General features: G+C 37.9%; 24 protein-coding genes and 1 pseudogene. 13 read left to right on the forward strand and 12 right to left on the reverse strand.

The genetic code is table 11. The annotated features are described in order from the left end of the window. Positions 1–2: 2 nt before the first annotated feature. The 3 genes from ACFINI_RS01700 to rsmA are packed head-to-tail and all read left to right on the forward strand — an operon-like array spanning position 3 to position 2,793. Positions 3–959: a SurA N-terminal domain-containing protein gene (locus ACFINI_RS01700; protein ID WP_375645474.1), complete on the forward strand. Its 957-nt coding sequence runs from the start codon at positions 3–5 to the stop codon at positions 957–959. Further along, positions 959–1,972: a 4-hydroxythreonine-4-phosphate dehydrogenase PdxA gene (gene pdxA / locus ACFINI_RS01705; RefSeq protein WP_375645475.1), complete on the forward strand. Its 1,014-nt coding sequence runs from the start codon at positions 959–961 to the stop codon at positions 1,970–1,972. The genes ACFINI_RS01700 and pdxA overlap by 1 nt, the downstream gene beginning before the upstream one ends. Then, positions 1,963–2,793: a 16S rRNA (adenine(1518)-N(6)/adenine(1519)-N(6))-dimethyltransferase RsmA gene (rsmA, locus tag ACFINI_RS01710; RefSeq protein WP_375645476.1), complete on the forward strand. Its 831-nt coding sequence runs from the start codon at positions 1,963–1,965 to the stop codon at positions 2,791–2,793. The genes pdxA and rsmA overlap by 10 nt, the downstream gene beginning before the upstream one ends. A 29-nt stretch (positions 2,794–2,822) precedes the next feature. Here the strand turns inward: rsmA and gmk are convergent, their stop codons facing one another. The 7 genes from gmk to ACFINI_RS01745 all read right to left on the reverse strand — a co-directional run bounded on the left by gmk (position 2,823) and on the right by ACFINI_RS01745 (position 9,232). Next, positions 2,823–3,500 carry a guanylate kinase gene (gene gmk, locus ACFINI_RS01715; RefSeq protein ID WP_375611237.1) on the reverse strand — a complete coding sequence of 226 codons (678 nt, stop codon included), beginning with the start codon at positions 3,498–3,500 and terminating at the stop codon, positions 2,823–2,825. Positions 3,501–3,798: 298 nt separating this feature from the next. Further along, positions 3,799–4,908 carry an endolytic transglycosylase MltG gene (mltG, locus tag ACFINI_RS01720; protein ID WP_375611236.1) on the reverse strand — a complete coding sequence of 370 codons (1,110 nt, stop codon included), beginning with the start codon at positions 4,906–4,908 and terminating at the stop codon, positions 3,799–3,801. 96 nt (positions 4,909–5,004) lie between these two features. Beyond that, entirely contained in the window at positions 5,005–6,267 is a 1,263-nt protein-coding gene (gene fabF / locus ACFINI_RS01725) for a beta-ketoacyl-ACP synthase II (RefSeq protein ID WP_375612931.1), read from the reverse strand. A 101-nt stretch (positions 6,268–6,368) separates the two neighbouring features. Next, the gene (locus tag ACFINI_RS01730) at positions 6,369–6,605 is read right to left on the reverse strand and encodes an acyl carrier protein (RefSeq protein ID WP_004860281.1); all 237 of its coding nucleotides are present in this window, start codon (positions 6,603–6,605) and stop codon (positions 6,369–6,371) included. A 261-nt stretch (positions 6,606–6,866) separates the two neighbouring features. Then, positions 6,867–7,604, reverse strand: a complete 738-nt coding sequence (fabG, locus tag ACFINI_RS01735) for a 3-oxoacyl-[acyl-carrier-protein] reductase (RefSeq protein WP_375620734.1) — start codon at positions 7,602–7,604, stop codon at positions 6,867–6,869. Positions 7,605–7,622: 18 nt separating this feature from the next. Then, positions 7,623–8,567 carry an ACP S-malonyltransferase gene (gene fabD / locus ACFINI_RS01740; RefSeq protein ID WP_375645477.1) on the reverse strand — a complete coding sequence of 315 codons (945 nt, stop codon included), beginning with the start codon at positions 8,565–8,567 and terminating at the stop codon, positions 7,623–7,625. Positions 8,568–8,644: 77 nt separating this feature from the next. Beyond that, positions 8,645–9,232 carry an undecaprenyl-diphosphatase gene (locus tag ACFINI_RS01745; protein ID WP_375620732.1) on the reverse strand — a complete coding sequence of 196 codons (588 nt, stop codon included), beginning with the start codon at positions 9,230–9,232 and terminating at the stop codon, positions 8,645–8,647. A gap of 335 nt (positions 9,233–9,567) precedes the next feature. On the opposite strand from ACFINI_RS01745, the gene rpsF reads away from it, so the two are divergent. From rpsF to ACFINI_RS01795, 10 genes and pseudogenes are all read left to right on the forward strand, one after another. Continuing rightward, the gene (gene rpsF, locus ACFINI_RS01750; protein WP_375612935.1) at positions 9,568–9,975 is read left to right on the forward strand and encodes a 30S ribosomal protein S6; all 408 of its coding nucleotides are present in this window, start codon (positions 9,568–9,570) and stop codon (positions 9,973–9,975) included. Further along, a complete protein-coding gene (gene rpsR, locus ACFINI_RS01755; RefSeq protein ID WP_375620813.1) occupies positions 9,975–10,223 on the forward strand; it encodes a 30S ribosomal protein S18 in 249 nt (82 codons plus the stop codon). The genes rpsF and rpsR overlap by 1 nt, the downstream gene beginning before the upstream one ends. A gap of 149 nt (positions 10,224–10,372) precedes the next feature. Beyond that, on the forward strand, positions 10,373–11,353 hold the full coding sequence (locus tag ACFINI_RS01760) for a hypothetical protein (protein WP_375620731.1): 981 nt from the start codon (positions 10,373–10,375) through the stop codon (positions 11,351–11,353). A gap of 25 nt (positions 11,354–11,378) precedes the next feature. Beyond that, positions 11,379–11,975: a 50S ribosomal protein L9 gene (gene rplI / locus ACFINI_RS01765; protein ID WP_375629349.1), complete on the forward strand. Its 597-nt coding sequence runs from the start codon at positions 11,379–11,381 to the stop codon at positions 11,973–11,975. 593 nt (positions 11,976–12,568) lie between these two features. Further along, positions 12,569–14,059, forward strand: a complete 1,491-nt coding sequence (locus tag ACFINI_RS01770) for a replicative DNA helicase (protein ID WP_273791081.1) — start codon at positions 12,569–12,571, stop codon at positions 14,057–14,059. Between the two features lie 613 nt (positions 14,060–14,672). After that, positions 14,673–15,608 (forward strand): annotated as a pseudogene (locus ACFINI_RS01775) (DnaB-like helicase C-terminal domain-containing protein); the annotation flags it as partial. 6 nt (positions 15,609–15,614) lie between these two features. Continuing rightward, the gene (gene radA, locus ACFINI_RS01780; protein WP_375645478.1) at positions 15,615–16,991 is read left to right on the forward strand and encodes a DNA repair protein RadA; all 1,377 of its coding nucleotides are present in this window, start codon (positions 15,615–15,617) and stop codon (positions 16,989–16,991) included. Positions 16,992–17,133: 142 nt separating this feature from the next. Further along, the gene (locus ACFINI_RS01785; protein WP_375629355.1) at positions 17,134–17,676 is read left to right on the forward strand and encodes a CvpA family protein; all 543 of its coding nucleotides are present in this window, start codon (positions 17,134–17,136) and stop codon (positions 17,674–17,676) included. 115 nt (positions 17,677–17,791) lie between these two features. Next, a complete protein-coding gene (gene purF / locus ACFINI_RS01790) occupies positions 17,792–19,285 on the forward strand; it encodes an amidophosphoribosyltransferase (RefSeq protein ID WP_375611226.1) in 1,494 nt (497 codons plus the stop codon). Between the two features lie 2 nt (positions 19,286–19,287). Next, the gene (locus ACFINI_RS01795; protein ID WP_375645538.1) at positions 19,288–20,037 is read left to right on the forward strand and encodes an SDR family NAD(P)-dependent oxidoreductase; all 750 of its coding nucleotides are present in this window, start codon (positions 19,288–19,290) and stop codon (positions 20,035–20,037) included. Positions 20,038–20,107: 70 nt separating this feature from the next. Here the strand turns inward: ACFINI_RS01795 and pssA are convergent, their stop codons facing one another. The 5 genes from pssA to cysS all read right to left on the reverse strand — a co-directional run bounded on the left by pssA (position 20,108) and on the right by cysS (position 26,000). Then, a complete protein-coding gene (gene pssA / locus ACFINI_RS01800) occupies positions 20,108–20,947 on the reverse strand; it encodes a CDP-diacylglycerol--serine O-phosphatidyltransferase (protein WP_375611225.1) in 840 nt (279 codons plus the stop codon). Positions 20,948–20,955: 8 nt separating this feature from the next. Next, positions 20,956–21,654 (reverse strand): phosphatidylserine decarboxylase, encoded by a 699-nt coding sequence (locus ACFINI_RS01805; protein WP_375611224.1) that lies wholly within the window; start codon positions 21,652–21,654, stop codon positions 20,956–20,958. 117 nt (positions 21,655–21,771) lie between these two features. Then, positions 21,772–23,655 carry an ABCB family ABC transporter ATP-binding protein/permease gene (locus tag ACFINI_RS01810; RefSeq protein WP_375620728.1) on the reverse strand — a complete coding sequence of 628 codons (1,884 nt, stop codon included), beginning with the start codon at positions 23,653–23,655 and terminating at the stop codon, positions 21,772–21,774. 115 nt (positions 23,656–23,770) lie between these two features. After that, positions 23,771–24,442 carry a DUF421 domain-containing protein gene (locus tag ACFINI_RS01815; protein WP_375645479.1) on the reverse strand — a complete coding sequence of 224 codons (672 nt, stop codon included), beginning with the start codon at positions 24,440–24,442 and terminating at the stop codon, positions 23,771–23,773. A 49-nt stretch (positions 24,443–24,491) separates the two neighbouring features. Next, positions 24,492–26,000 carry a cysteine--tRNA ligase gene (gene cysS, locus ACFINI_RS01820; RefSeq protein ID WP_375645541.1) on the reverse strand — a complete coding sequence of 503 codons (1,509 nt, stop codon included), beginning with the start codon at positions 25,998–26,000 and terminating at the stop codon, positions 24,492–24,494. Between the last annotated feature and the right edge of the window lie 409 nt (positions 26,001–26,409).

Consider the following 26,409-nt stretch of genomic DNA (forward strand, 5'->3'; position numbering starts at 1 on the left):
ACATGAATAAATTGAAAAAGCGTTTTCTTGCTTTATTTTATATTGCATCTTTGAGCGTAAGTAGCCTGCTAATAAATGGATTTTTGATTCCGACAGTCTTTGCGCAGACTTCTATTGTTGTTACAGTTAATGGCAACCCCATCACAAATTATGATATACAAAGACGCCTTGCTTTTCTCAGGCTACAACAAAAGCAAGGCAATTTGGTGGCACAGGCTAAAAAAGAGCTTATTGACGAAAAGCTAAAAAATATTGAAATAAAACGTCGTAATATTGAAGTAAGCAATGATGAAGTTGATAGAGCTTTTGAGAATTTTGCGACACAAAATAATATGACGATTGATCAGCTCAACCAGATTCTGATCCAAACTGAGATCACAGTACAACACTTTAAAGATTACATCCGTGGACAAATAGGATGGGGGCGTCTTGTTAGCGCACGCTATCAAGCTGAAACAGGTATGATTAGCGAACAAGAAGCTGTACGCAGAATATTAAAAAATGGTGGTGTAAAACCTTCAACCAACGAATATACATTACAGCGAATTGTTTTTGTCATTCCTGCACATCGTCGTTCAGAGATCTTTGAAAAACGTCAAAGAGAAGCAAGTAATTTTCGCGCACATTTCCGTGGATGTGCCAATGCTCACAATCAAGCAAGAGGTATTTTAGACGTTACTATCCGCCACTTAGGAAAGTTTCTGGAGCCACAACTTCCTAATGCATGGGAACAAGCTATTCTTGAAACGCCTGCTGGAAAAATGACAAAATTACAAGAAACATCTGATGGAATTGAAGCGATTGCTGTCTGCAAAATAAAAAGAGTTTCTGATGATTATGTCGCTCGACTGATATTCTCTCTTCAAGATAGTAAAAAAAGAAGCCCGCAAAAACTTGAAGAATTAAGCGACAAATATTTAGGAGAACTGCGGCGAGTGGCACGCATTCAAAATTCATAATGGCTGCTCTTATTGTTAGTGGTGGTGATCCTGCCGGAATTGGTCCTGAAATAGTATTAAAAGCGTGGAATTTGCGTGTTACGCGCCAAATTCCACCTTTTGTACTTCTTGCTGATCCAGATGTTATTCGTTCGCGCGCTCGTTTTTTACAGATTGATGTTGAGGTGCAATCTGTTTTAATCAATAATCCTGCAAAAAATTTTCAAAACGCTCTTCCTATCATACCGTTAAAAAACAAACAAAGTGATCAATTAGGTATACCTTCATCGAATAATGCCGCTGGAATTATTGAAGCAATTAAACACTGTGTTCAATTGATTCAAAATGGCCATGCGTGTGCACTTATCACTTGTCCTATTGCAAAAAAGAGTCTTTATGATGCCGGTTTTCAATTTCCAGGTCATACAGAATTTTTAGCCGATTTAGCCCATAAAGCTTTTCATAAATGTTATCATCCAGTTATGATGTTAGCAGGACCCCGATTAAAAACAGTACCAATAACTGTTCATATTCCATTTAAAAATGTTCCTTCACAGCTTACCCGTGATTTAATTATTCAAACGGTACTTACTACTGAATATGACTTAAAAACAAGGTTTAAAATAACGTCACCCCGACTAGCTGTTGCTGGTCTTAATCCTCATGCTGGAGAAGGAGGTGCAATGGGAAAAGAAGATATTGAAGTTATCACTCCTGCTATTGAATATCTTAAAAAGAAAGGACTCAATATTGCAGGCCCGCTGCCTGCCGACACAATGTTCCATGAATGCGCAAGAAAGGCATATGACGTTGCCATTTGTATGTATCATGATCAAGCCCTTATCCCTGTTAAGACATTAGACTTTGACAGCACTGTTAATGTCACGTTAGGTCTACCTTTTATTCGCACATCTCCAGATCACGGAACTGCTTTTGACATTGCTGATAAAGGGATAGCCTCTCCCGAAAGCTTTATTGCTGCTCTTAAACTTGCAAATCAACTTGCAAAAAATAGTTTAAACCCATGCCAATAGATAATCTCCCTCCTCTGCGTGAGGTCATTGATATATATGGATTACAAGCGCATAAATCTTTGGGGCAGAATTTTCTTTTTGATCTTAATTTAACATCTAAAATTGCTCATCAAGCAGGCAATATAGAAGGAAAACCTGTTCTTGAAATTGGTCCAGGTCCTGGAGGTCTCACACGTGCCTTGCTAGCAAAGGGTGCCATTGTAACAGCAATAGAACGCGATGAGCGCTGCATACCGGCTCTCTTAGAAATAGAAAAACACTATCCTAAAAAATTAAAAGTTATTTGTAATGATGCACTGAAGCAAGACTTCTCAAAACTCTTTGAAACAAGCCCTGTAAAACCGCGCATTATTGCAAATCTTCCCTATAATATTGGGACACAACTCTTATTAAATTGGCTTTTAACTGAACCATGGCCTCCTTTTTATGAATCAATGACATTGATGTTTCAACGTGAAGTTGCCAAACGGATTACAGCTAAACCTCAATCTAATCATTATGGACGTCTTAGTGTCTTAACTGGTTGGCGTACCACTGCTAAAATTGCTTTTGATGTCCCCCCTCAAGCCTTCATACCAATACCTAAAGTAACGTCTTCCGTTGTTCATATTATTCCGCGAACACAACCTCTTGCCTGCTCTGCACAAAAACTAAGCCTCGTCACAAAAACCGCCTTTGGGCAAAGACGAAAAATGCTTCGTCAAAATCTCAAAATACTTGGAGGTGAAGAGCTATTAGAAAAAGCTGGAATTGATGGAACGCGCCGTGCTGAAACGCTCTCGATTTCTGAATTTGTAACTTTAGCGCATCTAGTGCTCTAAAAAATGCACTTTGTGTTATAAAACCTTTTTTAATCACAATATTTATCGATTTTTTCAGCAATAAGCCCATCAACAAAAGAACCAAGATAAGAACAACGCTCACGTTTTACGGTTTCAGCTAAATAAATTGATTTAATAAAAGATAAAGACTGATCTAAATCTTCGTTAATCACAACATAATCATAAGAAAGCCAATGCTTTAACTCCGTTCGTGCATTTTCCAATCGCAAATTGACAGTATCTTGACTATCTTCTGCTCGACGATGTAAACGCGAAACAAGCTCTTTCATTGATGGTGGAAGAATAAAAACAGATACAGTGTCTCCTAGCATCTTTTTTTGCAGCTGCTCGGTACCTTGATAATCAATATCAAATAACATATCTTGGCCAGCATTCAATGCGCTTTCAACAGTTTCACGTAAAGTGCCATAATAATTTCCGTGAACTTCTGCCCACTCAATAAATTCATCCCTATCACGCTTATATTCAAACTCTTCCTTTGAAATAAAGTAATAATGCAGCCCATCTACTTCACTAGGACGCCTTTTCCTTGTGGTCATACTTACGGAAAGCTCTAATTGTCCCTCTTTTAGAAGTAATCGAGAAATTGTTGATTTACCAGCACCTGAAGGCGAAGAAAGAATAAATAAAAAACCGCGGCGTTGATTTATTTTTATAGCACTCAATTTACTTTCAAAGACTGTCATTACACCACTCTACTTTGTTCATAAATGTTTCTCCAAAATTTGAATTATACATTATCTCAACCTCTCCCCTAATCAATGTGTTTTCTTAGCAATTCTCAATGTTATTTTGCTCTTTTTTGAGATAAGGTATTAGCAGTATATTCACTTTTTTCTTAAATATTTTTATCCATACGCCAACCCACTTGTGACAGACAAGAAAATGATTTTTTATCATTCTCATAAAAAATTTAAATAGAAAAATTTTACTATATTTGGGATTCTCATTTACGATGCAAAAAGATGTGTTATCACTATAAATTCAATGTTTTGCCTTTAATTCTCGCCACTTGCGAACATTCATATTATGTTCCTCTAAAGTTCGAGAAAAAACATGCCCTCCTGAACCATCAGCAACAAAATAAAGTGCATCACTGCTTGGTGGATGTGCCACCGCTTTTAAAGAATCTCGACCTGGATTTGCAATAGCCGTTGGGGGCAAACCATTAATTTTATAAGTATTATATGGTGTTTCCTTCTCAAGATCTGAACGATAAATTGCACGACCGGATGGTTTTCCTTTTCCTCCGAAGAGACCATAAATTACTGTTGGATCCGATTGAAGACGCATATGCTTTGTAAGGCGGTTATAAAATACCGCAGCAACCATTGGTCTTTCTGCTGCAATTCCCGTTTCTTTCTCAACAATTGAGGCTAATATAACAAATTCATCAATTGATTTAATGGGTAAATCAGGTGAACGCGTAGCCCATATAGCATGAATTAATTTTGTCTGTCCTTCACGCAACCTGTTTACAATCTCTTTACGCGTTGTTCCCCGAATAAAACGAACAGTATCCGTCATTAAATAACCTTCTGGAGGCAAAATTTTTGGAAGGTCTCCAATCAAAATTTCATTCGCAGCTAATCGATCGAAAACTTGCTGAACCGTTAAACCTTCAGGTACTGTAAATGTATACTCTATAGATTTTCCTTTCACAAGAATATCCATAATATCCTGCATCGAAGCATGAGCTGGAATTAAATATTCACCAGCCTTCAGATGCGTTGTTTTTTGGTGATAACCAACCCCATAAACAAAAATATCTGATGATCGAATGAAACCACGTTTTTCTAGCAATGAAGCAATTTCACGAATTCCGGTACCAGGATGGATAAGAACAATTTGTTCTTCCTCAATTTTTCCCTTTTCTTCAAAAATACTTTTTCCAATATAAAGAGGAATACTTATGGCAAAAAGAATAATCACAATCAGCATAAGAAAAAAATGACCGAGAATGACCAACGGATTACGGACGATAGATGATTTCTTTCGTTTTTTATGTATTAACATGTCATAACTATCTGCTAAATGATTCGAAGAGGAATCACTTACGTCCTTTAATGATTTTCCATTTTTCACATCGGACATAACCCCTCAATAGCGATTAAGGATAATATTATAATTTCTTATTCACCTTATAATAAAGTAGAAAACTCAAAAGCAAAAATTAAATAAAAATACTTATTATCCCCTAAAACGTCGCATCACCAACGATGCATTTGTCCCACCAAATCCAAAAGAATTAGAAAGAATCGTATCAATCTTTCGTTCACGCGGTTTGTGTGGTACAAGATCGATTTTCGTTTCAATCGATGGATTGTCAAGATTAAGTGTCGCTGGGGCTATATTATCCCGTATAGCTAAAATAGAAAAAATAGCCTCAGCAGCACCGGCTGCACCAAGTAAATGCCCGATAGATGATTTCGTTGATGACATAGAAACTTGTGGTGCATAACTCCCTAAAACACGCTCAACAGCCGCTAGCTCTATGGAATCAGCCATCGTAGATGTACCATGAGCATTAATATAATCAAGTTCACTTACATTCACTTGTGCACGCTTAAGAGCAGCTATCATACTACGCTGAGCCCCTTCACCACTTTCTGAAGGCGCTGTAATGTGGTAAGCGTCACCAGATAAACCATAGCCAATAACCTCAGCATAAATACGCGCTCCTCGTTTTTTGGCATGTTCCAGCTCTTCTAAAACAACAACAGCTGCTCCTTCCCCCATCACAAAACCATCACGATCAGTATCATAAGGACGTGACGCCCGTTCAGGATCATCATTGCGACAAGTGGAAAGAGCTCTACAAGCTGCAAAACCTGCAAGAGATATCCGATTTATCGGAGATTCAGTCCCCCCTGCCACCATGACATCTGCATCACCAAACATAATCAAACGTACCGCATCACCAATCGCATGCGCCCCTGTTGAACAAGCCGTTACAACAGAATGATTAGGCCCCCGTAAACCATATTGAATAGACACATAACCAGAAGCAAGATTAATCAAACGACCTGGAATAAAAAAAGGAGAAACACGACGTGGGCCCTTATCACGAAGCGTATAACCAGCTTCAACAATACCCTCAACTCCCCCAATTCCCGAACCAATTAACACGCCTGTACAAATCTGATCTTCATCACTCTTAGGAAACCATTCGGCATCTGCAAGCGCTTGGTTAGCAGCAGCCATTGCATAAACAATAAATGCATCAACTTTACGTTGCTCTTTAGGTTCCATATACAAATCAGCATTATAAGTCCCCTCTGTTCCATCCCCTAAGGGGATACGCGCAGCAATCTGGCATGGCAAATCTGACACATCAAACTCTGTGATACGTCGGACACCACTTCTTCCTTCAAGAAGTCGTTTCCAACTATATTCAGTATTACCAGCTAATGGAGATACCAACCCTAAACCAGTAACAACAACACGTCTCATAACTTCTAACCTTGAACTAAACTTCACCTCTCAAAGCTCTCTTTTCAAAAGAGCTCCGAAGAATATAGGCAAAAGCAATTCATGCCTTTGCCCTTTAGTAATCACGCAGAAGCTTTATCAATGAACTTGACTGCATCGCCAACTGTGAAAATCGTTTCAGCAGCTTCATCTGGAATTTCTACCCCAAACTCTTCTTCAAAAGCCATAACGAGTTCAACCGTATCAAGGCTATCAGCCCCTAGATCATCGATAAAGCTTGCATTTTCTACAACTTTATCAGCATTAACCCCAAGATGTTCCACGATAATTTTCTTAACGCGCTCTACTGTATCACTCATGTTGAAATCCTCGAATTTATATTTTCCTATAATTTGGTTAACTATATCGGTTCATCTAATCAAGCAATAGATGCATTACTTTAAAAGATTTTAGTAATGATTTAAAACATCCTGTGGATATCCCCTACAAAATGAACCAATCTGACATTCCGACATCAATTGATCAACGACCATATTAAAGAAATAGATGCATCTATCCATTTCAATCGTTACTATCTAAAATAATACAACTCATAAATCAATGTGGAATAAAATAAATACTCAAATCATTGCCATTCCACCATTGATATGGAGTGTTTGACCTGTCATATAGGCTGCTTCATCGCTTGCTAAATAAACAGCAGCAGCGGCTATTTCTTGCCCACTTCCCATACGCTTCACCGGAATCGCAGCCATAATGGCTTCTTTTTGCTTTTCATTAAGCTTGTCTGTCATTGCGGATTTAATAAATCCTGGAGCAATACAATTGACCGTGATGTTTCGCGAAGCAATTTCTTGTGCCAATGCTTTAGAAAAACCTATCAAGCCTGCTTTTGCAGCACAATAATTCGTTTGTCCAGGGTTTCCCACAACACCAACAACAGATGTAATGTTAATAATCCTTCCATAACGGCGGCGCATCATAGAATGTATTAATTCACGCGTCAAAAGAGAAGCAGCTGTTAGGTTAACTTCTAAAACATCATCCCAGTCTTTATCTTGCATACGCACAAAAAGACCATCCCTAGTGATTCCCGCATTGTTAACCAAAATATCGACGCCATCCATTTCTCTTTCTGCAACTTCAGCCAATTGTTTAATCGATTGGCGTTCAGAAAGATTAGCGGGAAATACAAAAACATTCTGCCCTAATTCTGCCGCCACTTCTCTAAGCTTTTCTTCGCGTGTTCCATGAAGTCCAACAATGGCTCCTTGTGCATGAAAGCAGCGTGCAATTGCCTCACCAATTCCTCCCGAAGCCCCCGTTACAAGAGCTTTACGTCCTGTTAATCTAAACATTTTTTAACTCCTTATAGATTAAACGCCGAGCATACCTAGCGCTGATTCTATTTCATCAACTGTTCCAATGGTTACCCCCTTTATATCTTTGTTAATACGACGCGTTAAACCTGTTAATACTTTTCCAGAACCAACTTCAAAAAGCGTATCAACTCCATTAGCAGCGATCCATTCTATTGTTTCACGCCATCGCACCCTCCCAGTCACTTGTTGGACAAGAAGAGTAGTAATACGCTCTGGATTGCTCTCAGGTGCAACAGAAACATTGGCAATCAAAGGAACAATAGGGGACATTTTGTTAACAGTCAAAAGTGCTTTCTTCATGGCATCAGCAGCAGGTTGCATTAAAGATGAATGAAAAGGTGCAGAAACAGGAAGAAGAAGTGCACGTTTTGCACCTTTTTTTGATGCAATCTCTACCGCTGCCTCAACTGCTTTTGCTTTACCGGAAATAACAATTTGCCCACCACCATTATCATTAGCAATCTGACATAGTCCTTCTCCAGAAACAGTTTCACAAATTTCTTCCACAATGTGCTCTTCTAAACCAATTAATGCAGCCATAGAACCTTCACCAACCGCGACAGCAGCCTGCATAGCATTGCCACGAATACGCAAAAGTCTTGCCGTATCTGTGAGAGTAAATGTACCAACAGCACAAAGAGCCGAATATTCGCCTAAAGAATGACCAGCAACAAACCTTACCTTTTCTTCTATACGAAGCCCTAATTGTTTCATCACACGAATGACAGCCATAGATACAGCCATTAATGCCGGTTGTGCATTTGCTGTTAACGTTAAAACATCTGCAGGTCCTTCAAAAATGATCTTTGATAATTTCTCACCCAAAGCATCATCAACTTCCTCGAAAACCATCCGTGCGACAATAAATTGCTCTGCAAGCGCTTTCCCCATACCAACAAGTTGACTCCCCTGCCCTGGAAAAATAAAAGCTGCACCCATTTATCAACTCCTAAAACTGTACAATTAAATTATTTTCTTTTGACCTTATTCATCCGCACAAATCAAGATAAAGCCCTTTATTTAAAACGAATACCACACTTAAAATTATATTTTAAAGGCGGAATTTGATATAAAAACTTAGGGAAATAGGGTGCTATAAACTGAATAACACCGAAACTTATGAGACTTCCTAAAAGTGCACCTGCTAAAATATCAAAGGGATAATGTACACCCACAAAGATGCGCGCCCAACAGATTAAGCATAAAAACACTACGGCAAATTTAAAAGTAACTTTGTATCGGTAAAAATAAAAGTTAGCTGCATAAGATGCAATGGTCAAGGCATGATTACTAGGAAAAGAAGCTGTTGCACGATGTTGAATAAGCGGTGTCGTCAGCCCTACCACGAATGGGCGAGGATGAAAATAAAAAAGAGAAATGAGATAACCTATGAAAAGAGATGCACAAATACTCATGCAAATGCTTAGCACAACACACCGTTCCCTCTCCCCACCACAAAACCACAACGCACAAAGATGGAGAGGAATAATATAAATTAAAAACTTTGCACAAAAAATACTAAACAAAACTACAATCGACCAAGCTTGATGATTGCCGACAAACATTTCAAAGAGTGTAACATCAATCTGGTTTAAAAAGTCCATTTTTCCCTCCTTTGCCTTTATATTACAGTATTATCTTTTTGTAGAAGAAGGAAATATATTAAGATTTAACAAATCAATTTTTTTATGTGCATAAACTTGCTATTTTAAAAGATAACCTGTAGATATGAAATATTCGTTGCCGGCACTTTAGCTGGAGGTTGAACGGAGGGCTGTAAAATATCAGTAGGAAATACAATGTTTCCGGCCTCCCGTATCTCCGCTCTGAGATGTCTCGAATTGTAAACGCGTCCTTTCTTCTTTGGATTTCCAAAAAAGACAAGTCGCAGAGGCTTTGCGCTAAAACCGGTGAAATTTAATTGAAGAAAGGCAAAACAATGGCTCTTTATGAACATATGTTCCTTGCCCGACAAGACATTGCACCGCAGCAAGTTGATGAACTTTTGAGTCTCTACAAAGGTGTCATTGAAGCGCATGGTGGAAAAGTTGGGCGTATAGAAAATTGGGGACTTCGTCCTCTTGCTTACCGTATTCGTAAAAACCGTAAAGCTTATTATGTCTTAGTCAATATTGATGCACCAGCTTCAGCAATTGCTGAAGTGGAGCGTCAGATGCGCATCAATGAGGATATTTTGCGTTATATGACCATTCGCGTAGAAAAACACGAAAAAGAAAAATCTGCTATGCTCTCACACCTTGATCGCAATAGTCACATTGGACATGATGAAGAGCGTCCTCGTTTTCCACGTCGTCAACGTGAAAATACTATAGAAGGGGTAGAATGATGACTGATACTAATCAAAACTCTGCACGTCGCCCCTTTCATCGTCGTCGTAAAACATGTCCTTTTTCAGCGACCAATGCTCCCAAAATTGATTATAAAGACATCAAGTTGTTACAACGTTATATTTCCGAACGTGGGAAAATTGTTCCTTCACGGATTACTGCTGTTAGTCAGAAAAAACAGCGTGAATTAGCTAATGCTATCAAACGTGCTCGCTTTTTAGGCTTACTTCCGTACGTTATAAAGTAAGCAATCAATACACTATGCAACTGGAGAGTTTCTCCAGTTGCATTTCTTATATGGTTAAAAAATAGCTTGTTGTATCCTATGTTAAGCTATTAAATGTCAAAGTTGGGGTATTGACACGCCTCTAACTGCAGAAAGCAGGACAGCAATAAATGAAAAAAAATCGTACTTATGAGATATTAACCGGTATTTTGGCAGGATTATTTGCTGTCGTGATAGGACTGGCAATCATCAGTGTTGCAAATATCGCGCCCTTTTTTTCTCTTCTTCTTGGCTGCTTTCTTTCATTGCCAATTTTTATTGTTGCGTTCGGTCAAGGAACATTAGCCAGTCTCATCGCCCTCATAAGTGCCACTGTTGTTCTTATCATAACCACTAATACCTATATTGCTCTTGGCTTTATGTTCTTATTTTTCCTTCCTGCTGTCTATGCTTCTTGGCTTCTTGGGCTTGCACGACCAGCGCAAAAAGAAAACGAACTGATATGGTATCCATTGTCATCGGTTATTTTTCATTTAACTAATTTTATCGCTCTTATAGCAACTTTCATTGGGCTCTATGTTCAAACACGTCCTTCCACACCCATCGTTGCAAAAAAAATCACCGAAAACATAGCACAAACTCTGCAACAAACACAGTCAATAAAAGAAGCCGATATACGCGCTTTTAATGAGCTTTTAATGACGCATACAGCAACTTTTACTGCTTTTTCTTTGACTATTTATAGTTTGGTTTTTCTCATTGGTAACCTTTACTTTTCCATGATAGCAGCACAACATATGAAATGGCTGAAAAGACCCCGTGATGATTGGAGCCAAACTCTCCGCCTTCCAATTTCTGGAATTATTATTTTTATTATTGTTTGCATAGCATCGATGGTTGAGCTGAGCGCTTCTCTTAACTTGAGTACCCGTGTCTTTAGTACTGCATACATTGTCATCATATTAATTAGCGGTCTAGCATATCTTCACAATATTACAAAAGGGGTAAACGGTCGGATTATTATACTTTCTCTTGTTTATATTGCTATTTTAACAGTCGTTTTTACTCCACCTATTGTTTTCATGATGCTTTTGATGGGAATTTGGGCTGCTATTCAATACAATTTTCAATCACGCAAAAAACTCCACTAAATTTATTTGTTCGAAAGGAAAAACTATGGATATTATTTTACTTGAGCGCATTCCTCGTCTTGGTCAGATGGGTGATATTGTCTCAGTTAAAGATGGTTATGCGCGTAATTTTCTCTTGCCTCAAGGTAAAGCTTTACGCGCAAATGAAGCTAATAAAAAACACTTTGAGATGCAACGTGCACAACTTGAAGCACGTAATCTTGAACGCAAAAGCGAAGCGCAAAAAATTGCTGAAAAACTTGATAGACAATCATTCATTGTTGTTCGTTCTGCTGGTGAAACAGGACAACTTTATGGTTCTGTGTCAACACGTGATATTGCTGAAATGATAACAGATGAAGGCTTTTCTATTGGGAGAAATCAAATCGAACTTAATCATCCAATAAAAATGATCGGTCTTCACACTATCACTCTTAGTTTACATCCAGAGGTTCAAATTTCTGTGATTATTAATGTTGCGCGTTCTACTAGTGAAGCACAACGCCAAGCAGAAGGTGAAACTCTCACTTCGGCTAAAGAAATATATAATATTCAAGAAGAATTATTAGAAGAAAGTCAGGAAGAATTATTGGCAGAAGAAATTAATGACAACGATATAAACAGTTCTCATCAAGAAGCTTAATTTCTATTTTTTCTTTCTGTTTTATATTTTTTATTCCATTTTAAATATCGATCATAAAATACTCACACTTTAAAAGTGAGTATTTTATGGCTATCGTACATAAAGAACCTAATTTTTATGAAAGAATTAGAAATATACTATTTAAAGGCATTACATGCCGAGAATGGTAGTATCACTAAGAGGAAATGTCTTTTGTTTTCCAGCATATAAAGTAAAAATAATTTAAAGTTCTACCCTTAAGACTAAAGTTTGTATGAGCGTTAATTTGATTATATCCTCACATGATCTGAAATAATTTCAGTTATAAAAAATAATTCTACTTACACAGATATTGGAATTTTAAGGTTAAGTAACTTAAAAATACTTAAATTTAGAGTAGCAAAACTTCCACTTTAAAATCACATATTATAAAATAAAATAGATAGACGTTATATAAATAATACACAAATGATAAATGAGGAACGAAAAGAGAGTTTTAAAAAATTATATAATTTTAACTTAAAATGAAGGTTTGTAGCTCTATTCTTTTAATTATACGATTTTCAATTTATCGCCTAAAGTAGCTAGACTTAGAATTTTAGTGGAAAAATATTATGGAAGAAACTAACGTTGTTAATGTCAGCTCTTCAAAGAAAGAGGATTCTCCTTCTTTTCGGCAACTTCCGCATAATATTGAAGCTGAACAGGCATTGCTTGGTGCCATCTTTATCAACAATGATTCTCTTGACCGCGTTTCAGATTTTCTAAAACCAGAACATTTTTTTGAACCATTGCATCAAAAAATTTATCATGTTTTATCTCACCTTATTAAAACAGGAAAACGTGTAGATCCAGTTACAATCAAGCCCTATATCCAAATGGAAGAAAAAATTGGAGATATTACTGTATACCAATATGTTGTTCGCTTAGCCACAGAGGCAGTCACTATTATTAACGCTGAAGATTATGGACGCGTCATTTACGATCTTTTTATCCGACGGTCTTTGATTAACCTTGGAACTCAAGTTGTCAATACAGCCTTTGATGCTCCTGTAGAACTCACGCCTACCCAACAAATTGAAACTGTTGAAAATCAGTTATTTGAGCTAGCAGAAAAAGGGAAATATGGAGGTGGATTTGAAAATTTTAATGAGGCTATTAAAAAAGCTATCGATATGGCAAGTGCTGCGAAAAAGCGCTCTTCACAATTATCAGGGATAGCCACCCATATTAAAACACTTGATGAAAAAATGGGAGGATTACAAGCATCTGACTTAATTATCCTTGCGGGCCGCCCTGGTATGGGTAAAACCTCACTGGCTACCAATATTGCCTTTAATATTGCTAATGCTTATAATCGTAATGCCAATATCCAAGAAAATGAAGGCGGCATTGTGGGATTCTTCTCACTTGAGATGTCATCCGAACAGCTTGCAACCCGTATTATTTCTGAACAAACAGAAGTCTCTTCTTCTGATATTCGGCGTGGCAATATTTCAGATGAACAATTTTCAAAAATTATTCGTGCGGTGAACCAACTACAAAAGGCACCACTTTATATTGATCAAACTGGGGGAATATCAATTACGCAATTAGCTGCTCGTGCGCGGCGTCTCAAGCGGCAACATGGTTTAGATATCTTGTTTATTGACTATATCCAACTCATGACAAGCAGTTCAAAGCGTTCATCAGAAAATCGTGTTCAAGAGATCACAGAAATTACCACAGGATTAAAAGCATTAGCGAAAGAATTGAATATTCCTATTATCGCTCTCTCTCAACTTTCACGTCAAGTAGAAAATAGAACAGATAAACGTCCACAGCTCTCAGATTTACGTGAATCTGGTTCAATTGAGCAAGATGCCGATATCGTTCTGTTTGTCTATCGCGAAGAATATTATCTCAAAAATGAAGAACCAAAACTAGGTAGCTTGGAACATACGAAATGGCAAGAAATAATGGATAAAGCTTTTGGAAAAGCTGACGTTATTATTGCAAAACAGCGCCATGGGCCGACAGGAATCGTGCCCCTTGCCTTTCAATCTGATTTCACACGCTTTAGTGATCTGGCCGATAGCAATTACCTTCCAGAGCAAATTGGTTAAATCGACATGGCGCGTAATCGTATTCAATTTATCTGTCAAAATTGTGAAACCATCCTTCTCATTAAAAAATGTAGTTCTTATCAAGAATGATAATTTCTTACAAAGAATCATTTTTCAATGATTCTAGCCGCCGTTATTTGCTATTTAATAACATTCTTCTTGCATGAAATGATAACACATCTCTTAATGTTGTAAGTGGGGTACATATATTAAAATCCATAGCTAATCTAAATCTTTCTATATTGTTCCTTCTTTTAAAAAACTCCTTCTCACAAGACACTCATTTTCTTGTTTTTAAATTCAAAAATAATTGCTGCTGTTGTGCAAGGCTGACTATTATGTAGAATATCAGAAACTTTCCTCTTTATAGGACAACCTCTAACCTTTTAACAAAAATATTTTCTAATCTATCTGAAAAATTACCCTAATTACCGCAATATAAAAAACAAGCAGTGTTTTAAATAATACAGCACAGAGAAAATTCTACAACATGCAAAATATTCTTGATATAAAATTGCATAAAAACTGATATCTAACAAAAGGAAAGTGTATAATTATGCTAGAAAAAAAAGAAGACTGCGATAGTAGATTTGACAGTCTTGATGACGCTATCAAAAGAGTTGTTGATATAGCAAGTGCTGCAAAAAAACGCTCTTCGCAAATATCAGGGATAGCGACTCATATTCAAACACTTGATGAAAAAATGGGAGGATTACAACCATCCGACTTAATTATCCTTGCGGGACGCCCTGGTATGGGTAAAACTTCACTTGCTACCAATATTGCCTTTAATATTGCCAACGCTTATAATTATAATGGTAATATCCAAGAAAATGAAGGCGGCATTGTGGGATTCTTCTCACTTGAAATGTCCTCAGAGCAGCTTGCAACACGTATTATTTCTGAACAAACGGAAGTCTCTTCTTCTGATATTCGACGTGGTCATATTTCAGATGAACAATTTTCAAAAATTATTCGTACGGTAAATCATCTCCAAAAGGCACCCCTTTATATTGATCAAACTGGAGGAATATCAGTTTCACAACTGGCTGCCCGTGCTCGACGTCTCAAGCAAAAACATGGTTTGGATGTCTTAATTATTGATTATATCCAACTCATGACAAGTGATTTAAAATACACATCTGAATATCGTATTCAAGAAATCACTGCAGAATTAAAAGCCTTAGCGAAAGAATTAAATATCCCTATTATTGCTCTTTCACAACTTTCACATCAAGTTGAAAACAGAACAGATAAACGCCCAAAACTTTCAGATTTAGGTGGATTTGGTTCTATTGAGCAAGATGCCGATATCGTTTTATTTGTCTATCGTGAAGAATATTACCTCAAAAATGAAGAACCAAAGTTCGGTAGCCTTGAACATATGAAATGGCAAGAAATAATGGATAAAGTTTTTGGAAAAGCTAACGTTATTATTGCAAAACAGCGCTATGGGCCGACAGGAATCGTGCCCCTTGCCTTTCAATCTGATTTCACACGCTTTAGTGATCTGGCCGATAGCAATTACCTTCCAGAGCAAATTGGTTAAATCGACATGGCACGCAACCGTATTCAATTTATCTGTCAAAATTGTGGAACTGTTCATTCTCGTTGGGCAGGAAAATGTAGCGCTTGTGGGGAATGGAATTCCCTTATCGAAGAAACTATAAATAGCGGCATAGGAAGTGGTCCTAAGCAGAATGCTCGTAAAGGACGCATTGTCACACTCACATCTCTTTCTGGAAATATTGAAGATGCTCCACGTATTCATTCTGGTATTGCTGAACTTGATCGTGTTACCGGTGGGGGCTTTGTCCGTGGATCGGCACTCCTTGTTGGAGGTGATCCGGGTATTGGTAAATCGACATTGCTTACACAAACAGCTGCTGCTTTATCACGTAAAGGATATAATGTCATCTATGTTTCAGGTGAAGAGGCTATTGCGCAAATTTGTCTGCGCGCACAAAGGCTTGAAGCTAACAATACAGAAGTGAAACTTGCTGCTGAAACCAATGTTGAAGATATCCTGGCAACCTTAAGCGAACATAAAAACCTTGATATGGTGATTATCGATTCGATTCAAACCCTATGGTCAGATACAGCAGATTCAGCACCTGGCACTGTCACACAAGTACGTATCGGTGCTCAGGCAATGATCCGCTTTGCCAAGAAAACAGGAGCCGCCGTTGTTCTTGTTGGGCATGTTACAAAAGATGGACAAATTGCTGGTCCTCGAGTCGTTGAACATATGGTTGATGGCGTTCTCTATTTTGAGGGTGAAGGAGGACATCATTATCGCATTCTTAGAACTGTAAAAAATCGCTTCGGACCAACAGATGAAATTGGTGTCTTTGAAATGTCTGATAAAGGATTACGCGAAGTGATAAATCCATCCGAATTATTTTTAGGGGAACGTAATGAAAAAGCACCAGGCGCTGCTGTTTTTGCAGGAATGGAAGGGACACGCCCGATACTCGTAGAAATTCAAGCGCTTGTTGCTCCTTCTTCCCTTGGGACACCAAGACGTGCGGTTGTCGGATGGGATGGAAATCGCCTTTCTATGATTCTTGCCGTTTTAGAAGCCCATTGTGGCATTCGTTTTGGACAGCATGATGTCTATCTGAACGTAGCAGGTGGATATCGCATATCAGAACCCGCTGCTGATTTAGCTGTAGCCGCTGCTTTGGTATCTTCTCTTGCCAATATCGCATTGCCAACGGATTATGTATATTTTGGTGAAGTCAGTCTTTCAGGAGCTACCCGCGCTGTTGCACATTCAGCACAGCGCATCAATGAAGCAAAAAAACTCGGCTTTCAAGGAGCCTTTCACCCCACAACAACAACCGAAATGATGAAGTCGCTCAACTTTCAACAAAAAACTTTCTCCGACCTTCCCGAACTCGTTGCTACTCTTACCGTAAGTAAAAAATGATCTGCACCACAGATATGATAATATAGAAAAAACTATATAAAATACAAAAGATCCTTGCTATAAGAACAAAAAATGGCATAACAAAAAATATATTTGCACACAGACTTAAAAGAACACAACTTTATGTATAAGGAACAAACAAATGATCATAACAATCCTTGATGGAATTGTCGTAGTAATCATCCTGTTGTCCGCTTTTCTTGCTATGCTTCGAGGATTTTCACGTGAAGTGTTATCGTTGATTTCTTGGGCAGTTGCAGCTGTTACGACACTGTTTTTATTCAAACCTGTCTTACCTTTCTTTGAACAATATCTCTCTAATAAAATGATTGCATTGATCACAACATTGGTCACAATTTTTATTATTGTTCTCATTATTACTTCAATTATTACAATGAAGATCTCTGATTTTATTATTGATAGTCGAATTGGTATCCTTGACCGTGCTATTGGTTTTATTTTTGGAGCACTTCGTGGTTTACTTATCATGGTCATCGGTATGTTGCTGCTTAATGCACTGATTAAACCCGAGCTTCAAGCGAATTGGTTAAAAAATGCAAAAACAAGGCCTATTTTAGATTCATTGGGACAAAAAGTTTGGGAAATACTCCCCAAAGATATTGGATCTGTTCTCGAAAAGACGGAAAATTTGTTTAAAGACAGCAATAAACATACGTATGAGTAACACTCTCATGAAAAGATAATTTTCAAAAAATAGAGAATAGTTTTTCATGAGGAAAGAGAACTAAATGATGTAAAATGTGATATTAATGATTCCTCCATATCACAACTGAAAGAATATGATGATAAAAAGCGATGTTTTCTGTCAAGAATTTTCATTAGATGATGATACCCTTCATGAAGAATGTGGAGTTTTTGGTATTCTTGGGCATGAAGATGCCGCAACATTAACAGCTCTTGGACTCCACGCACTTCAGCATCGTGGGCAAGAAGCAGCTGGGATTGTTTCTTACCATAATAAAATATTTCATCAAGAAAAGCATTTAGGTCTTGTTGGAGATCACTATACAAACCCTGCAACACTTGCGCGCTTACCAGGAAATCGTGCTATTGGACATACCCGTTATTCAACAACTGGAGAAGTGGCATTACGCAATGTTCAACCCCTTTTTGCTGAATTGAAAGTTGGAGGTATTGCTATTGCGCATAATGGTAATCTTACCAATGGTCTCACATTACGCCGTGAACTCATCGCTTCTGGTGCTATCTGTCAATCAACGTCGGATTCAGAAGTTTTTCTCCATCTTATTGCCCGCTCACGTTATGAGTCGTCCTCTGATCGTTTTGTTGATGCGATTCGGCAAGTAGAAGGTGGGTATGCTATGTTAGCGCTCACACGTACAAAACTTATTGCGGCACGCGATCCAACAGGAATTAGACCTCTCGTGATGGGGGAACTTGATGGTAAGCCTATCTTTTGTTCTGAAACTTGTGCTCTTGATATTATTGGAGCAAAATATGTCCGTGATGTTAAAAATGGAGAAATCATCATATGTGAAATACAAAAAAATGGGGAAATTACAAAAAAAATTATAAAACCAGAAAATACACAACCAGAAAAACTTTGCTTGTTTGAATATGTTTATTTTGCCCGCCCAGACTCAATCGTTGGAGGGCGTAGTGTTTATACAACACGCAAAAATATGGGAATCCGTTTAGCACAGGAAGCCCCTTGTGAGGGTGATGTTGTGGTTCCTGTTCCTGATGGAGGAACGCCTGCTGCAATTGGCTATGCACAAGAAATTGGAATTCCCTTCGAGCTTGGCATTATTCGTAATCACTATGTTGGCCGCACTTTTATCGAACCAACACAACAAATTCGCGCTTTTGGCGTCAAGTTAAAACATTCGGCAAACCGTCCTGTGATTGAAGGAAAACGTGTTATTCTGGTTGATGACTCTATTGTGCGTGGGACAACATCCCTTAAAATTGTACGAATGCTTCGCGATGCAGGAGCAAAAGAAGTTCATATGCGCATTTCTAGCCCTATGATTTTTTATCCTGACTTTTATGGTATTGATACACCTAAAGCTGAAAACCTTTTAGCAAATCAATATCCAGATTTAAAATCTATGTGTGATTTTATTGGAGCGGATTCATTAGAATTTCTTTCAACGGATGGATTATATCTTGCTGTAGCAGGGGAAAAACGGAATAACGCCAATCCACAATTTACTGACCATTATTTTACTGGATATTATCCTACGCATCTGGTTGATCAAGAAAATCTCTCCAAAATTCATCAATCATCTGTTCTTAAAACAAGAGATTAATGATGACAAAACGTGACTTTAGTCTCCATGGGCGTGTTGCACTTGTTACTGGCGCATCAAGAGGGATTGGCTATCATTTGGCACTCGAGCTTGCTGCACGCGGCGCTCATATTATTGCTCTTGCACGAACAGTCAGTGGACTTACTGAATTAGATAATCAAATCCGAGAAAAAGGGGCTCATACAACCCTTGTTCCCCTTGACTTGCATCATATGGAAAACATCGATACCCTTGCTATCTCAATTGCCAAACGTTGGAAAAAACTTGATATTATCGTTGCAAACGCAGGAATTCTTGGAACACTCTCACCAATAGCGCATATAGAAAACACGGTATTTGAAGATGTTTTTCAAATAAATCTTTTCAGCCAATGGCGCTTAATGAAAGCCGTTGAGCCTTTATTACGTGAATCTGATGCTGGACGAGCCATCCTGTTATCCTCAAGCGTTGCGCATGCTGCGCGCCCTTTCTGGGGAGCTTATGCAGCCTCTAAAGCGGCTTTAGAGGTGATTGCCCGCTGTTGGGCAGAAGAACTCAAACAAACCCCTATTAAGATTAATTGTGTCAACCCTGGTGGCACACGCACTGCCATGCGCGCTGAAGCTATGCCCGGTGAAGATCCACAAACTCTCCCTTCACCACAAGAGGTTGCAAAAAAGATAGTCCATTTGTTATCACCTGATTTAAAGGAAACTGGAAAACTCTTTAATGTCCATAAAAATCGGTTTGTAGATTATCATGTACCTGATTGATCATAATATGAGAAGTAAATCGTTTGACTCTCTCTTTTTCCTGTGCTTTTCGACAGAAGAATGAAGCACTTTATAATTCTTGGATAGCTTTAGCATCAGCCTTTTTCTCTTCTAAAGTAGCACGTTTATTATAAGCGATAAAACTACAAGGGAGAAAAATCATATAGCTAACAGCTGTAATCAATAAAGTTTCCCATGTGTAAGTCGCAAGAAAACCGACATAAATAACAATGACCAACATGCACGGTATAACGATATCGCGCCTTAAATTTTGATCAATTGTTTTTGCATTCCATACCGGTAAACGACTAATCAAAAGAAAAGCAATAATTACAGTATAAAGACTAAAAAATAATGCCCACCCCCAATTGGGGACCAAACCAAGAGTGCCTAAATAGGTAGGCAATAAAAGTAATAATGCTCCTGCTGGTGCTGGAACACCAACAAAATAACTTCTCTGCCACTTAGGTATATTGGGGTTATCTAACATCACATTAAAACGTGCTAATCGCAAACAACAAGCAACACAATAAACAAGGGCAGCAACCCACCCAATGTGATTCGCTTGATTCAAGATAAAAGAATAAACAATGAGTGCAGGGGTAACACCAAAATTTATAACATCAGCAAGAGAATCCATCTGTGCCCCAAAAGATGAACTACCATCTATTAAACGGGCAATGCGACCATCAGCACCATCTAAAACTGCAGCCAAAAGCACCATTAAAATAGCAGCTTCATAACGATGTTCAAAAGCCAAACGAATGCTGCTCATCCCTGCACAAATTGCTAAAATAGTAATGATATTAGGAATAACATACCGCATTGATGTAGGTGAACGCCGCCGATTTGCAACATCATCATGCTGCCCCTCAGGATTGAATGAAGAAAATGGCGAAAAATTTTTCATTGTGAATCCTAATCGTATCTGAAGCCCGTTGTGGCACTCTTATCATCAAAAGAACCCAAAACTGTTTCTCCAGCAATTGCTGTCTGTCCAACTGCAACACGCAATTTCATTTCAGTTGGTATATAAACATCAAGGCGAGAACCAAAACGAATCAATCCAAATCGCTCACCAGTCATAACGGCATCGTTTTCTTTTGACCAGCAAACAATCCGGCGTGCAACCATTCCCGCTATTTGTACGACACCAATTTTACCATGTTTGCTATCAATTACCACCCCATTACGCTCATTAAACTGACTAGCTTTATCAAAGTCAGCATTGGTAAATCGACCTGGATGATAAACGATAGACTCTACTGTACCACTGATAGGAATACGATTAATATGGCATGAAAAAACATCCATAAAAATGGAAATACGAATCATTTCATCTTTCCCTAATCCTAATTCTTCAGGTGGAACACATGATTCCACAAATGAAATACGCCCATCTGCAGGCGACATAACCCAATTTGAATTCAAAGGGATCACACGATCTGGATCACGGAAAAAGTATACACACCACACCGTGAGAACGAGACCAAACCAAAACAACGGACTCCATATCCAACCAAGAATGAGCGAAATAACAAAAAACGCTACAATAAAAGGATAACCTTCTTTATGAACCGGTACAAAGCTATTATGGAAAGATTGCAGAATACTCATATAATTTCCTATTCATCGTAAACTTAAACAAGCAACAAAGCTTTTTGTTCCTCTTGTGTCTTTTTATGTATTTAATCAATCACTCCATATAAAGATATAGATTACATTTTGCTCTATTTATTTTTTACGATTAACAACACTCGTCTCATCTTCTTCACGCATTTTACGTAATTTTTCTTCCGCTTGCGATGCTTCAAGCTGCTTATTCCACATTGAAGCATAAAGACCTTTCTTGCGTAAAAGCTCTGTATGCGTCCCATTTTCAATAATACGACCACTTTTAAGAACTAAAATTTCATCCGCATTGATAACAGTAGAAAGACGGTGCGCAATAATCAATGTTGTACGTCCACGGCTTACAATATCCAATGCTTGTTGAATTTCCTGTTCCGTCGCCGTATCAAGAGCCGCCGTTGCTTCATCTAGAATAAGAAGTGGAGGAGCTTTTAAAAGTGTCCGTGCAATAGCCACGCGTTGTTTTTCACCACCTGATAATTTGAGACCTCGCTCTCCTACCATAGACTGAAAACCTTCCGGTAAAATTTCAATAAATTTTGATATTTGTGCCATTTCAGCAGCTTTGCGCATCTCTTCATCTGTAGCACTTGGACGCCCATAGCAAATATTATAGGCAATTGTATCATTAAATAACACCGTATCTTGTGGGACCATGCCAATCGCTTCACGCAAACTCTTTTGTGTTACGTCACGAATATCCTGCCCATCAATTGTGATAGATCCTGCATCAACATCATAAAACCGAAAAAGCAACCGAGAAATAGTAGATTTACCGGCACCCGATGGACCGACAATAGCGACTGTTTTTCCTCCAGGAACTTCAAAATCAATATCTCTGAGAATCTGACGTCTCGAATCATAGGAAAACTTTACCTGATGAAAACAAATGGTCCCATCGCTTATCTCTAACGGTTTAGCATCCGATTTATCAACGATCTCTTTCTGAACATCTAAAAGATCAAACATTGCTTCAATATCCGTTAAACCTTGTCGAATATCACGATACATTGAACCAATAAAATTTAGTGGAATGGAAAGTTGCATTAAAAGCGCATTAATAAAAACAAAATCTCCTAAAGTTTGTGTCTTATAAAAAACTTCATAAGCTGACATCAGCATCATGATCGTCATTCCAATACCAAAGATAAGAGTCTGACCAAAATTAAGCCAGCTTAAAGATGTCCAAATCTTTGTTGCGGCTTTTTCATAACCTACCATAGAAGCATCAAATCGATCGGCTTCTAGAGTTTCATTACCGAAATATTTGACCGTTTCAAAATTCAAAAGAGAATCAACAGCGCGAGTATTCGCCTCAGTATCCGCTGTATTCATTTTTTGCCGAATACGAATACGCCAATCACTCGCCTTAATGGTAAACAAAATATATAATCCAACCGTTACAACAACAATGAGAAGATAATGCCACCCATAACTTATATAAAATACCAGTGCCGTTAATATAAATTCTAAAACTGTTGGTACTGTACTAAGAATTGAAAATCTTACGATCGCTTCGATTCCTTTTGTTCCACGCTCAATCACACGAGAAAGCCCACCTGTTCGGCGTTCCAAATGAAATCGCAAGGATAACTCATGCATATGTACAAAGGTTTTATAAGCTAATTGACGAACAGCGTATTGACCAACAGTGGCAAACAGGGAATCGCGTAATTGATTTAATCCAGCCTGCATAATACGCGCGACATTGTATGCCAAAACAAGCATGATGGGAATAATCCAACTGGATGGGAACCATTCAGGTAGCTGAAAGCTTGAATCAAGCACATTCGTAGAATATTTAAATAAATACGGTACAGATATGAGAACGAGCTTAGCCAAAACAAGATAAAATATTGCCCATAGCACACGCATTTTTAGATCACGCCGCCCTACCGGCCACATATAGGGCCATAAATTGTAAAGTGTGTGCAGAGTCTTCCCTGTATCTGATGATACAGTTTTTGTCATTTCATTGCGTTTCATAAAGTCCTTACTTCTCTATCATCCGCACAAACAGGCAAAATACCCTCTGTGGTTATTTATAGATTCATCTCTTCATTACGGCTTCCAATAAGCTATACCTACCCGTTTTTTGAAGTTAGACTGTTTTTGAAAAGGGAACAAGAAATAATCCACTATACAATTTATTATTTTGATCTGTATTTTCATACCACTCTGCTGCAAATAAATTTTCAACTTTTACATGTTTTTTTTTCAATTCTGCCTGAAGCCATTTTTTTGTTTTACCAATCTCTTTAAGTCCATCATCAATAACTTCACCATTTTCTATTAAAATCGTCGATTTCTTTCCCTCTTCCTTTTTAATGACAGTGCAATCACCATTGATTTCCAAACGAACAAAAGCAGCTTCATGTAAGTGACACCCTTTAAGACGTAACATCGTAATGAGATCATTAATATTGATCCCTAAGTTCTTAATCTTATCCATTTGGAAAACTCCATCTAAAACTAATGTGACATTCCGCCCTGCAATAAGACGACGAAAAAAAACTGAATAGCGTGCAAAAAAATTAAAAGATGTAATCAAGGTTTGCCAGATGAATAAAACAAGCAATAATTGAAGGCTACTAATATTCTGATTATAAATAACGCCTCCAATAATACCTCCCATGACAAAATTACTGACCAAATCAACTGGTGTCATCTGACTAAGACTACCCCGCCCCGTCGTTCTTAAAATAAATAAGAAGGCAACAAGACCTACAGCTAGTTTAAGCGCGATATATCCATAATGATATAAAAATTCCATCATATTCTCCTTTTTTATGGAGCTGCTGGAATAGAGACATTAGTGCGCTTTAGTGTCGCTTTATTTCCCACACAGTTATGCGCTCACCACTCTGCGGATCCTTACTGTCTTTTAAAAGAACCCCCTCGGCTGCAAGCTCATCACGAATTGTATCCGCAGCTTCCCACTCTTTATTATGGATAAGTCTTAGTCTTTCGGCAATGCGCTGATCAATAAATTTTGTATCAATGAAAGTTTTTCTCATAAATAATGGGCAATCTATTTCTTTAATCCATTCTTGTCTTAACAGTCCTAATAAATTCATCCCATTCAGAAGAGCCAAAGCATTTCCTTCTTTATAAAATTTTCGCAAAAGAGTCAGTGCTTTTGGAGTATTAAGATCATCACTAAGTGCATCTATCAAAGTATCATCAACTACTTCATTGTTTTTCATCTCACTCTTTTTGCTGCGAAGCAATTCATACCAACGATACAGTTCGCTGCTCGATTGTATTAAACGCTGTGCTGTCCAATTTAATGGTTCACGATAATGTGTTTGCAACATCGAAAAACGCGCAGACAAACCAGCCCAATTTTGCTTCATTTCATCGGATAAAATACCATTAAACTCCAAAAAATTATTCTCTAAAACAGAACGAATAGTTATGAAATTGCCAAAGCTTTTCGACATCTTTTTACCTTCAACTTGTAAAAAGCCGTTATGCATCCAAAAATTAGCCATTCGCTCCGTCCCAAAAGCTGAACAACTTTGTGCAATCTCATTTTCATGATGAGGAAAAATTAAATCAAGTCCACCACCATGGATATCAAAAATATTGGCGGTCGGATCATCACAAGTTAAACCACCACCATAGGGCGCTAATAACTTTGCCATTGACATTGCAGAACATTCAATATGCCAACCTGGACGACCTAAAACAGGAATTCCGCCCGGTGATTTCCAACCTGGTTCTCCTTCCTCAGAAGGCTTCCATAAAACAAAATCCATCTCTTCCCTTTTATAAGCAGCAACATCAATACGTGCCCCCGCCCTCATTTCATCTAAAGAACGATTTGCAAATGCCCCATAATGGGGAGGATTTTTTATACTACTTACAGAAAATAATATATGATTTTCCGCTTTATAAGCGTGCCCCTTTTCAAGCAACCTTTCAATTAAAGAGCGCATCTCCTCTAAATGCTCGGTTGCGCGCGGCTGACTGGTTGGCAATAGACAACCAAGTGCTATTGTATCTTGTTGAAACTGAGAATATGTACGTTCTGTTAATTGACGAATAGCGTCATTCAGTGACAAGTTTGGATATTCGCAAGCTGCTCGTGCATTAATTTTATCATCAACATCTGTAATATTACGTGCATATAGAACATGCTCATTGCCATAAACATGACGCAATAAACGAAATAAAATATCAAAAACAATGACAGGGCGTGCATTTCCTATATGTGCATAATCATAAACTGTCGGTCCACAAACATAAAGACGTACTCTTGTCGCATCTATTGGTGTAAAATTTTCTTTTTTACGTGTTAGCGTATTATAAAATCGCAACTCTTTCATCATTGGCTCCATGAACGATACCACGCACCGCTCTTTTTAAATGTATCTTACCTCAAATTATCGCATTATGCGGTTTAGGCTAGAACTTTTATCTTATAGTAAATTTTTCTTATCATTTTCCCATTGTATTCACGGCTGTATCCATCATTGATCGTAAAAACAATCTATTTTATTTGATTAGACAAAAACATTCTGTAGATAGAGATTTTTTCTCTCCTTGAAGAAAACGAGCTTTAAAAAATTCTATAGGTGTTACACTATAAATTTATGTGAAAAATAGATTGCAGGAAGCAAATCTTAAATTTTTCACTACAAAAAACTCCGTCAGTATTTTCAATATTTCATTATGGTTTCCTTACTGTCTCTTACGCCCTATATTTTATAAGTAAGTGAGAATAATGTAACAATT

This window comes from Bartonella sp. AA56HLJMS (assembly GCF_042197145.1).
GTDB lineage: Bacteria > Pseudomonadota > Alphaproteobacteria > Rhizobiales > Rhizobiaceae > Bartonella.